This is a genomic window from Streptomyces sp. WM6378 (genome assembly GCF_001279695.1).
Taxonomy (GTDB): Bacteria; Actinomycetota; Actinomycetes; order Streptomycetales; family Streptomycetaceae; genus Streptomyces.
Genome location: NZ_LGDD01000308.1, coordinates 86,397 through 96,583, shown reverse-complemented (window position 1 = coordinate 96,583; position 10,187 = coordinate 86,397). Strand labels below are relative to the sequence as shown.

Sequence of the window (10,187 nt, the reverse complement as noted above, 5' to 3'; positions counted from 1 at the left end):
GCGGGGGCTGTGGCAGTGGGTCGGGCGGTGCCTCAGGACATGACTCGGCGAGCGGCCATTGCGGTGGCCCGGACATCGCCGCCGCCATCGGCCCGAACATCGCAGCAGGTCGCGGCCCGTACGCCCGCCCGTGAGCCCGCCCGTACAGCGGTCCAGCCGCTGGCCCGGTCGGCGGAGCACGCCGCAGCCCGTACGCCCGGTACGCCTTCCCGGACCGCGGTCCGCGCACACCCCCGCCAGCCCCGCACCCCGCCCCTCCCGCGCCCGCCCGGATCGTGGAACGGCCTGATCGCGGCGGCAGCACGCTGCATAGGGTGCGGGGTAGTTGGACGTCCGAGCAACTGACAGGAGCCGCCCCATGCCCGCCACCTCATCGGCAGCCGCAGAGCTGGCCGGAGCCGCCGAACCGGCCGGAGCCGCAGAGGCCGCCGCCGTGCCCGTGCTCGCTGCGCGGGCCGCGTCCGTCGGGTCCTCTCCGGTGCGGGAGATCCTCGCGCTGACCGCCCGGCCCGAGGTGATCTCGTTCGCGGGCGGGCTCCCCGCGCCCGAGCTGTTCGACGGCGAGGGCATGGCCGCCGCCTTCCGCGCCGTGATGGAAGGGGAGGCGGCGACCGCCCTGCAGTACTCGACCACCGAGGGCAGCCCGGCGCTGCGGGCCGCGACGGCCGCCCGGCTCAGCGCGCGCGGGCTCGCCACCGGCGCCGACGACCTGCTGATAACCACCGGCTCGCAGCAGGGCCTCACCCTCCTCGCCGCCGCGCTGATCGAACCCGGCGATGTGGTGCTCGTGGAAGATCCTTGCTATCTCGCCGCGTTGCAGGTGTTCGGCTTCGCCGGGGCCCGCGTCATCGCCGTGCCCTGCGACGACGACGGGCCCGACCCCGCCGCCCTCGACGAACTCGTCGCGCGCGAGCGGCCCAAGCTCTTCTACTGCGTGCCCACCTTCCAGAACCCCACCGGCCGCACCATGACCGCCGAGCGGCGCCGCGCGGTCGCCGACGTGGCCGTGCGGCGCGGGCTGTGGATCGTCGAGGACGACCCGTACGGCGAGCTGCGCTACGAGGGCGAGCACGTGCCGTGGATTTCGTCGTACGAGGACGCCGCCGACCGGACCGTGCTGCTCAGCAGCTACTCGAAGATCATGGCGCCGGGGCTTCGCCTCGGCTGGGTGCGGGCGCCCCGCGCGCTGCTGCGGGCCTGTGTGATCGCCAAGCAGGCCTCGGACCTGCACACTCCGACCGTCAACCAGCTCGCCGCCGCCCGCTACCTCGCCGACCGCGACCTGGACGCCCACGTCGCCAAGGTCCGCGCCGCCTACGGCGAGCGCCGCGACGCCATGCTCGCGGGCCTCCCCGACGCGCTGCCCGAGGGCTCCACCTGGAACCGGCCCGAGGGCGGCATGTTCCTGTGGGCCCGCCTTCCGGAGGGGAGCGACGCAACTGCCTTGCTGCGTACGGTGGTTGAGCACGACGTGGCTTACGTTCCGGGCGCGCCCTTCTTCGCGGGCGTGCCCGACCCCGCCGCGCTGCGGCTGTGCTTCGTGACCTCCGCCCCGGACGAGATCCGGGAGGGGCTCGGGCGGCTCGGGCGCGCCCTCAAGGCCTGAACTGCCGTGACTGGAAAGCTGGTTACGCCTTCGGCCTCGCCCTCACGTGCATGCGCTCGCCCTGCCTCCCGAACAGGCTCAGCACCTCCACCGGGCGGCTGTCCGCGCTGCTGAACCAGTGGGGCACCTTCGTGTCCCACTCGGCGACCTCGCCGGGGCCGAGCACCAGGTCGTGCTCCGCGAGGACCAGCCGCAGCCGGCCGTCCAGGACGTACAGCCACTCATAGCCCTCGTGCGAGCGCAGGTCCGGCTCGGTGCCCCGGTGCGGGATCAGCATCTTGTACGCCTGAAGGGGGCCGGGGCTCCGGGTCAGCGGGACGAACGTGCCACCGTTCGGCATGGGGTGCGGGGTCAACCGGACCCGTGGGTCGCCCACTTCGGGTGCCCCGACCAGATCGTCCAGGGGCACTCCGTACGCGCTCGCGAGCGGAAGCAGGAGTTCCAGGCTCGGGCGGCGCTGTCCTGATTCGAGGCGGGACAGGGTGCTCTTCGAGATCCCGGTCGTCTCGGCGAGCGCGGCCAGGGTGAGGCCGCGCTGGGCTCGCAGCCGCTTGAGGCGGGGGCCCACTTCGTCGAGTACCGCCTGGTGGGGCGAGGGTTCGGCGGGTGATGATCCTTCGCGCGGTGGTCTGTCCATGGAGGGCAGTCCACTCTCGTATCCCGGAATCGGCAACACGGGTTGCCGTGGGGGAACTCCGGCCCGCAGACCGGCTACCACGCCTCGATCGAGGACAGGTCCGACTGCCAGTAGGTGGCCATGGCCTGGCTGTCCACGACCGCGACGCTCTTGGAGAGCGCGGCGTACGCGGAGGGGCCCGTGGACTCCATGCCGACCTTGCCCCGGAAGTACACGACGACCTGGCCCGTGTTGTACGACTTGCCGCCGTCGTCCTCGCCGAGGGTGCGGACCATCGCGTACGCGGAGGCGCCCGGAGCCAGCGACACCACCGCCTGGGGGATGGTGTCCTTGTCGACCGCGATCGGGGACTGCTGGGCGTTGGAGAAGGAGACGGCGGGGGCGTCGTAGGCGTTGCACATCGTCTTGCCGGTGTTGGTGACGGTCAGGAGGATGTGATTGATCGGGCGGTTCACCGCGGTCGCGGTCAGCTTCACGTTGGCGCCGGTGCAGGGCGCGTCGGTGGCGCCGCCCCCGGAGGGCTTCTTCGTGGACTTTCCGGTCGCCTTGGCGGGGGTGCCGGGGTGCTTGCCGGAGCCCGTACCCGTTCCCTTGCCGGAGTCCGAACCCGAACCCTTGCCGGCGCCCGCCGCGTCACCCGCCGCCGGAGCGGGGCCGCCGGTCGCCGGGGCGGCGGCCGAGGACGAGGCGTCAGGCTGGCCGCCCGCCTTCGCGTCGTCGGAACCGCCGCCACAGGCGGTCAGGGCGAGGGCGGCGACGAGCGTGGTGGTCGCGGCGGCAGCGATGCGGAAGTTGGTACGCATGATGGTGGTGCTCCCCGTGTGTCGGTAAGTGCGTGAAGTGCGTGAAGTACGTGTCCTGGACGCCGTGCCGGCGTCAGGCTCGGTAGTGGTGGATCAGCGTGATGAGGGTCGCGATGGACACGGCCAGGACGACCGCGGCCATCGAATCCGCGACGTTGAACCGGATGCGAAATCGCATGGACTGCTCCCGGAACGAGCTGTTCGGCTGGTTGCTGCACCTACCTTGCGGGCCGGTCGGAGCGGGCCGCAATCAACGGGGGACAATGGGGGAAGCTGGAACGCTGGAACGGCTGTGACCTGGGGGAATGACCTGTCCCTGGAATGCGTTCCTGGGATGGATGGGGAGGGAACCGGGGCATGGCGACAACGGAGTCCGAGCAGTTGGCGGCGCTGCTGAGGGAGTTGAAGGACCGCTCGGGGCGCAGTTACGGAGTACTCGCGGGCAGGCTCCACATGAGTACGTCCACGCTCCACCGGTACTGCAACGGCGACGCGGTCCCGAACGAATACGCGCCCGTCGAGCGGCTCGCCCGGCTGTGCGGGGCGACCCCCGAGGAGTCCGTCGAACTGCACCGGCGCTGGATCCTGGCCGACGAGGCGCGGCGCCGCGCGCGAGGGGCGAACGCGGGGCCGGTCGCGGCCGAGCCGGCGCCGGTGGCCGCCATACCCGCGCCGGTCCAGGAGCCCGAGCCCCAGCCCGCGCCGGTCCAGGAAAGTCGGCCCGAGCCCGCGGAGCAGGAGACCACGCCGGACTCCTCCATCGAGCTCCCCGACGTCGTGCCCACCACCCCGAAACGTACGAGCCGATTCGGCAGCGGGAAACTGAGCGGCAAGAAGGTTCGGCTCGTGCTCATCGGGGCGGCCGTCGTGGCGCTCGCCGTGCCCGCCGTCGCCGTCGCGAGCCTGTCCGGGCGGGACGACGACAAGAGCTCCACGGTCGCCGACGCCAAGCAGAGCGGGCCCCTGCTCAAGAGCCCGTCGGCCCGCCCGCCGAGCGGTTCGCCCAGCGCGCGCCCGAGCCCGTCCGGCTCGCCCTCCCCGTCCCCCTCATCGGGCAGCCCGGCCCCGAAGGGTCAGCAGAAGCACACTCCGGAGGCAGGCGTTCCGCTGAGCGTCGGCATCAGCTCGTACGACTGGGACGCGCCGTGCGGCAAGTTCTACCTGCTCGACCAGAAGCCCGGTGCGGTGCCGCCGCCCCCGACGAACGAGCAGGACCGGCGCTCTTGGGCGCGGGCGCTTGGCGCGGTCGACGGCGGTGACCTGAAGCTGGAGCTGACCGCGACCGGCAAGAGCCAGGACTCGGTGGTGATCACCGGCATCAACGTGCGGGTGGTGGAACGCCAGGCACCGCTCGACTGGACGGCGTACTCGATGGGTTCGGGCTGCGGCGGCGGCATCGTCCCGCAGAGCTTCGACATCAATCTGGACGCGGCCCAGCCGGTCAGCAAGCCGGTCGCCGGCAAGCAGGCCGACACGGTCGTGCCGGCCAAGGACTTCCCCTTCAAGGTGTCCACGACCGACCCCGAGGTCTTCGACCTGGAGGTGCACACCGAGGCGCACGACGTCAGCTGGTACCTGGAGGTCACCTGGAGCAGCGGCGACCGCTCGGGCAAGATCCCGGTCTACGACAACGGGAAGCCGTTCCGCACCAGCGCGGTCAAGGGCCGTCCGGCGTACGAGTACCGCCTGGACACCAACGTGTGGGACCACCTGGCGACCGGGTGAACCGGGCGGCCCCACACGGGAGTTGATGCCGGACAGACCCTAGAGGCGCTCGGGCGTCCGGATGCCGAGCAGGGCCATGCCCTGGTGTAGCGTCCGGGCCGTCAGGTCGCAGAGGAACAGCCGGTTCTCGACCACGTCCTGTGCCGGGCGCGGCTTGATCACCGGGCACTGGTCGTAGAACGTCGTGAACAGCGACGCCAGCTGGTACAGGTACGCCGCCAGCTTGTGCGGCGCGTACTCGGCCGACGCCTCGTAGACCAGATCGCCGAACGCGTCCAGGTGCAGGCCCAACGCCCGCTCGGCCGGGGCGAGTTCGAGCTCCGGGTGCGCGGCGGCGGTGTCGCCCTCGGACTTGCGCAGGATCGACTTGATCCGGGCGTACGCGTACTGGAGGTACACGGACGTGTCGCCGTTCAGGGACACCATCTGGTCCAGGTCGAACTTGTAGTCCCGGTTCGCCGAGGTGGAGAGGTCCGCGTACTTGACCGCGCCGATGCCGACGTACCGCCCGTTCTCGACGATCTCCTCCTCGGTCAGGCCCACCTTCTCGGCCTTCTCGCGGACGACCGCGGTGGCCCGCTCGGCGGCCTCGTCCAGGAGGTCCTCCAGCTTGACCGTCTCGCCCTCACGGGTCTTGAACGGCTTGCCGTCCGCGCCGAGCACCGTGCCGTAGCCCATGTTGTGCGCCGTGACATCGTCGCCGAGCCAGCCCGCCCGGCGGGCCGCCTCGAAGACCATCTTGAAGTGCAGCGACTGGCGCACGTCCACGACGTAGATCAGCGAGGTCGCGTTCAGGTCGGTGACCCGGTTCCGGATCGCCGAGAGGTCGGACGCCGCGTAGCCGAAGCCGCCGTCCGCCTTCTGCACGATCAGCGGGACCGGCTGGTCGTCCTTGCCCCGGATCTCGTCGAAGAAGACCACGAGCGCGCCCTCGGAGCGCACCGCGACACCGGACTCCTCAAGGAGCCGGGCCGTCTCCGGCATCAGGTCGTTGTACGCCGACTCGCCGACGATCTCGTCGTCCCGGATCTCCATGTCCAGCTTCTCGAAGACCGAGTAGAAGTAGACCTTCGACTCGTCCACGAACTGCTGCCACAGCTCCAGGGTCTCCTTGTCGCCGGACTGCAGGGCGACGACCCGCTTGCGGGCCCGCTCCTTGAACTCCTCGTCGGAGTCGAAGACCGCGCGCGAGGCCTTGTACACCCGGTTCAGGTTCGACATGGCCTGCTCGCCGTCGACGTCCTGCGGCGGGGCCAGCTCGCCGGGGTTCTCGATCAGGTACTGGATGAGCATGCCGAACTGGGTGCCCCAGTCGCCGATGTGGTGCCGGCCGATCGTCTTCTCGCCGGTGAAGTCGAGCATGCCGCGCAGCGCGTCGCCGATGACCGCCGAGCGCAGGTGGCCGACGTGCATCTCCTTGGCCACGTTGGGCTGGGCGTAGTCGATGACGGTGACGCCCGGGTGCTCCTTCAGCGGCACGCCGAGCCGGTCGTCGGCCGCGCGGGCCGCGAGCGTCTCGATGATCGCCCGGTCGGCGAGCGTGATGTTGAGGAAGCCGGGGCCCGAGACCTCGATCTCCTTGATCGCGTCGCCCTGGACCTGGTCGACGACCTTGGTCGCGAGCTCGCGCGGGTTGCCCTTGAGCTTCTTGGCGAGCGCCAGGATGCCGTTGGCCTGGAAGTCGGCCCGGTCGCTTCGGCGCAGCAGCGGGTCGGTGGAGTCGGCCTCCGGCAGGGCAGCCGAGAGGGCGTCCGCCAGGCGCTGCTGGACAGTGGAAGCGAGGGAATGGACCGAGGCCATGAGGTGCCGTTCCTGTCGGGAGTGAGGACGATTGCCCCCCGATTCTCCCACGCGGGCCCCTCCCCTTTCTCCTGAGATACGGGCAACCCCGGAGGAGCTCGTTCCGTCTGGGAGAATGGGCGTGCCAGCCTCTTCGAGGCAGACGAAGGCATTACGAGAAAGAAGGACGTGCCGACCGTGGCTCAGAGCAGCACAGAGACCGACTGGGTCTCCCGTTTCGCGGACGATGTCATCGCCGAGTCGGAGCGACGTGCGCCTGGCAAACCGGTCGTCGTCGCGTCCGGACTCTCCCCCTCCGGCCCCATTCACCTGGGCAATCTGCGCGAGGTCATGACCCCGCACCTGGTCGCGGACGAGATCCGTCGCCGTGGCTACGAGGTCCGCCACCTGATCTCGTGGGACGACTACGACCGCTACCGCAAGGTGCCGGCGGGCGTCGCGGGTGTCGACGAGTCGTGGAACGAGCACATCGGCCGGCCGCTGACCTCGGTCCCGGCGCCGGTGGGCTCGGCGCACCCGAGCTGGGCCGAGCACTTCAAGGCCGCGATGATCGAGGCCCTGGCGGAGCTGGGCGTCGAGTACGACGGCATCAGCCAGACCGAGCAGTACACGACCGGCGTCTACCGCGACCAGGTGCTGCACGCGATGAAGCACCGCGGCGACATCGACGCGATCCTGGAGCAGTACCGGACCAAGAAGGCCCCGGGCAAGAAGTCGCAGAAGCCGGTCGACGAGGCCGAGCTGGAGGCCGCCGAGGGCTCCGGCGCGGCGGCCGAGGACGACGGCACCGGCTCGACGGGCTACTTCCCGTACAAGCCGTACTGCGGCGGCTGCGGCAAGGACCTCACGGTCGTCTCGGCCTACGACGACGACACCACGGAGCTGACCTACTCCTGCTCCGCGTGCGCCTTCTCGGAGACCGTCCGGCTCAGCGAGTTCAACCGCGGCAAGCTGGTCTGGAAGGTCGACTGGCCGATGCGCTGGGCGTACGAGGGCGTGATCTTCGAGCCGTCCGGTGTGGACCACTCCTCGCCCGGCTCGTCGTTCCAGGTCGGCGGCCAGATCGTGTCGATCTTCGACGGCGTCCAGCCGATCGGCCCGATGTACGCGTTCGTCGGCATCAGCGGCATGGCCAAGATGTCGTCGTCCAAGGGCGGCGTGCCGACCCCGGCCGACGCGCTGCAGATCATGGAGCCGCAGCTGCTCCGCTGGCTGTACGCGCGCCGTCGCCCGAACCAGTCGTTCAAGATCGCCTTCGACCAGGAGATCCAGCGGCTGTACGACGAGTGGGACAAGCTGGAGGCCAAGGTCGCCGACGGCTCGGTGCTGCCCGCCGACGCCGCCGCGTACGCCCGGGCCGCCCGCACGGCCGCCGGTGAGCTGCCGCGGACCCCGCGCCCGCTGCCGTACCGCACGCTGGCCTCGGTCGTGGACATCACCGCGGGCCACGAGGACCAGACCCTGCGCATCCTCACCGAGCTGGACCCGGCGAACCCGGTCACCTCGCTCGACCAGGTGCGCCCGCGCCTGGACCGCGCCGAGAACTGGATCACCACCCAGGTCCCGGCCGACCAGCGCACCCTGGTCCGCGAGGAGCCGGACACCGAGCTGCTCGGCTCGCTCGACGACGAGGGCCGCGAATCGCTGCGGCTGCTGGTCGAGGGCCTGGACTCGCACTGGTCGCTCGACGGGCTCACCACGCTCGTCTACGGCGTGCCGAAGGTGATGGCGGGCCTGGCCCCCGACGCCAAGCCGACGCCCGAGCTGAAGGTGGCCCAGCGCTCGTTCTTCGCGCTGCTCTACAAGCTCCTGGTGAGCCGTGAGACGGGGCCGCGCCTGCCCACGCTGCTGCTCGCCGTCGGCGCGGACCGGGTGCGCAAGCTGCTCGCCGCCTGACGTAGCGCACGGCCGAGGGCCGCCACCCGATTCCGGGTGGCGGCCCTCGGTGCATCTTTGGGTGTAGTGCGGTTTCCGTCTCGCGCAGGATGATCCCGGCCCGGCGGCGGGCGACCGTTGACCCATGAACGCGAACATCACCAAGCAGGTCGTCGGATCCCTCGGCTGGGTCGTCGGCATCCAAGGAGCGCTCGGCTTCGCCGGCGGGCTGTTCGGCAACGGCCCCTGGGGCTTCCTGCACAAGATCGCCGACATCCCCCCGGGCGGCTATCTGGCGCTCCTGGCGCTCGGCGCCGTCCCGGCCGTGTGGGCCGAGATGGGCAAGAGGCCGCGCCGCGAAGCTTCTTGACGGTCAGTCAGGCGATGTGGTCCTCGGTGAGCTCCGCCTGGAAGCGCTGCTTGAACTGGGGGTGCAGCTTGCGCAGCAGGGCCGCGCTGTCGGGGTAGCTCACCCCGTGGCTGTCGGTGAGGTGTATGTCGAGCACCTCGACGGTGGGGTAGTTGCTGTACTGGTTCGAGTACTGGCGGAAGACCTCGTAGGCCGTCTCCGCGAACTCGTTGAACTCGGCGTCCGTGGGGGCGGGTTCGGCGGGGGCCTGCTGCTGGGCCTGCTGCTCCGGCACGGGCTGCGGGCCGGCCGCGCGGGGGCCGGGGACACCGAGGCGGCGTTCGCGGCCGGGGCCCGCCGGGACCATCACGGGCTCCTGCTCCGGGTCCTGGCCCGGCTGGAGCTCGGCTTCCGCTGCTGCTCCCGCCTCCGCGAAGGCCGGGTCGTACGTGCCCTCGTACACCTCGGCTGAGACGTGCTGGGCGGCGAACCAGGGGCTCTCGTGCGTGGTGGGCTGCTCCGCCTCGGGCTGCGGGGCCGGGGGCTTGGCCTGGTCCTGGGCCTGGCGCGGGGGCTCCTCGGGGGCGGAGCGGTTGTGGGCCGGGGGCAGTTCCGGCTGCGCCTCGTGCTGCACGATCACCGGCGCGGGCGGAAGCAGCACCGGCTCCATGCCGGCGGCGGCGAGGCCGGCCGGGGCGGTCTCGGCGAGCGGCACGCCGAACTTCGCGAGGCGCAGCGGCATGAGGGATTCGACGGGGGCCTTGCGGCGCCAGGCGCGGCCGTAGACGGACTGGAGGCGGGCGCGGTAGACGAGGCGGTCCTGTTCGAGCTTGATGACCTGCTCGTAGGAGCGCAGCTCCCACAGTTTCATGCGGCGCCACAGCAGGAAGGTGGGGACGGGGGAGAGCAGCCAGCGGGTGAGGCGGACGCCTTCCATGTGCTTGTCGGCGGTGATGTCGGCGATCCGGCCGACCGCGTGCCGGGCCGCCTCGACCGAGACGACAAAGAGCACGGGAATGACCGCGTGCATGCCCACGCCCAGCGGGTCCGGCCAGGCGGCGGCGCCGTTGAAGGCGATCGTGGCGGCCGTGAGCAGCCAGGCGGTCTGGCGCAGGAGCGGGAACGGGATGCGCATCCAGGTGAGGAGCAGGTCGAGGGCGAGCAGCACACAGATGCCCGCGTCGACCCCGATCGGGAAGACGTAGGAGAAGTTCCCGAAGCCCTTCTTGAGCGCGAGCTCGCGGACCGCCGCGTACGAACCCGCGAAACCGATCCCGGCGATCACCACGGCACCCGCGACCACCACCCCGATCAGAATGCGGTGCGTGCGTGTCAGCTGAGTCGCGGCCACCCGCGCCCCCTCCCCTTGTCAAGCAACTGGCGGGCACAGCC

The 10,187-nt window shown here is 71.2% G+C and carries 8 protein-coding genes; 4 read left to right on the top strand and 4 right to left on the bottom strand.

Annotated elements, in window-relative coordinates:
* Positions 1-358: 358 nt before the first annotated feature.
* A complete protein-coding gene (locus ADK54_RS29830) occupies positions 359-1,606 on the top strand; it encodes a PLP-dependent aminotransferase family protein (RefSeq protein WP_078966736.1) in 1,248 nt (415 codons plus the stop codon).
* A gap of 22 nt (positions 1,607-1,628) precedes the next feature.
* Here ADK54_RS29830 and ADK54_RS29825 read toward each other — a convergent pair whose 3' ends face one another.
* Positions 1,629-2,243, bottom strand: a complete 615-nt coding sequence (locus ADK54_RS29825) for a helix-turn-helix domain-containing protein (RefSeq protein ID WP_053728852.1) — start codon at positions 2,241-2,243, stop codon at positions 1,629-1,631.
* A gap of 74 nt (positions 2,244-2,317) precedes the next feature.
* Positions 2,318-3,046 carry a DUF4232 domain-containing protein gene (locus ADK54_RS29820; protein WP_053728851.1) on the bottom strand — a complete coding sequence of 243 codons (729 nt, stop codon included), beginning with the start codon at positions 3,044-3,046 and terminating at the stop codon, positions 2,318-2,320.
* Between the two features lie 357 nt (positions 3,047-3,403).
* Between ADK54_RS29820 and ADK54_RS29815 the strand changes: the two genes are divergently transcribed.
* Positions 3,404-4,771 (top strand): helix-turn-helix domain-containing protein, encoded by a 1,368-nt coding sequence (locus tag ADK54_RS29815; RefSeq protein ID WP_053728850.1) that lies wholly within the window; start codon positions 3,404-3,406, stop codon positions 4,769-4,771.
* A 39-nt stretch (positions 4,772-4,810) separates the two neighbouring features.
* Here the strand turns inward: ADK54_RS29815 and argS are convergent, their stop codons facing one another.
* Positions 4,811-6,571: an arginine--tRNA ligase gene (gene argS / locus ADK54_RS29810; RefSeq protein ID WP_053728849.1), complete on the bottom strand. Its 1,761-nt coding sequence runs from the start codon at positions 6,569-6,571 to the stop codon at positions 4,811-4,813.
* A 168-nt stretch (positions 6,572-6,739) separates the two neighbouring features.
* Here argS and lysS point away from each other — a divergent pair, with 168 nt between their 5' ends.
* A complete protein-coding gene (gene lysS, locus ADK54_RS29805; RefSeq protein WP_053728848.1) occupies positions 6,740-8,467 on the top strand; it encodes a lysine--tRNA ligase in 1,728 nt (575 codons plus the stop codon).
* 124 nt (positions 8,468-8,591) lie between these two features.
* Positions 8,592-8,816: a hypothetical protein gene (locus ADK54_RS29800; RefSeq protein ID WP_053728847.1), complete on the top strand. Its 225-nt coding sequence runs from the start codon at positions 8,592-8,594 to the stop codon at positions 8,814-8,816.
* 7 nt (positions 8,817-8,823) lie between these two features.
* Here the strand turns inward: ADK54_RS29800 and ADK54_RS29795 are convergent, their stop codons facing one another.
* Entirely contained in the window at positions 8,824-10,146 is a 1,323-nt protein-coding gene (locus tag ADK54_RS29795; RefSeq protein ID WP_053728846.1) for a DUF2637 domain-containing protein, read from the bottom strand.
* Positions 10,147-10,187 lie beyond the last annotated feature (41 nt).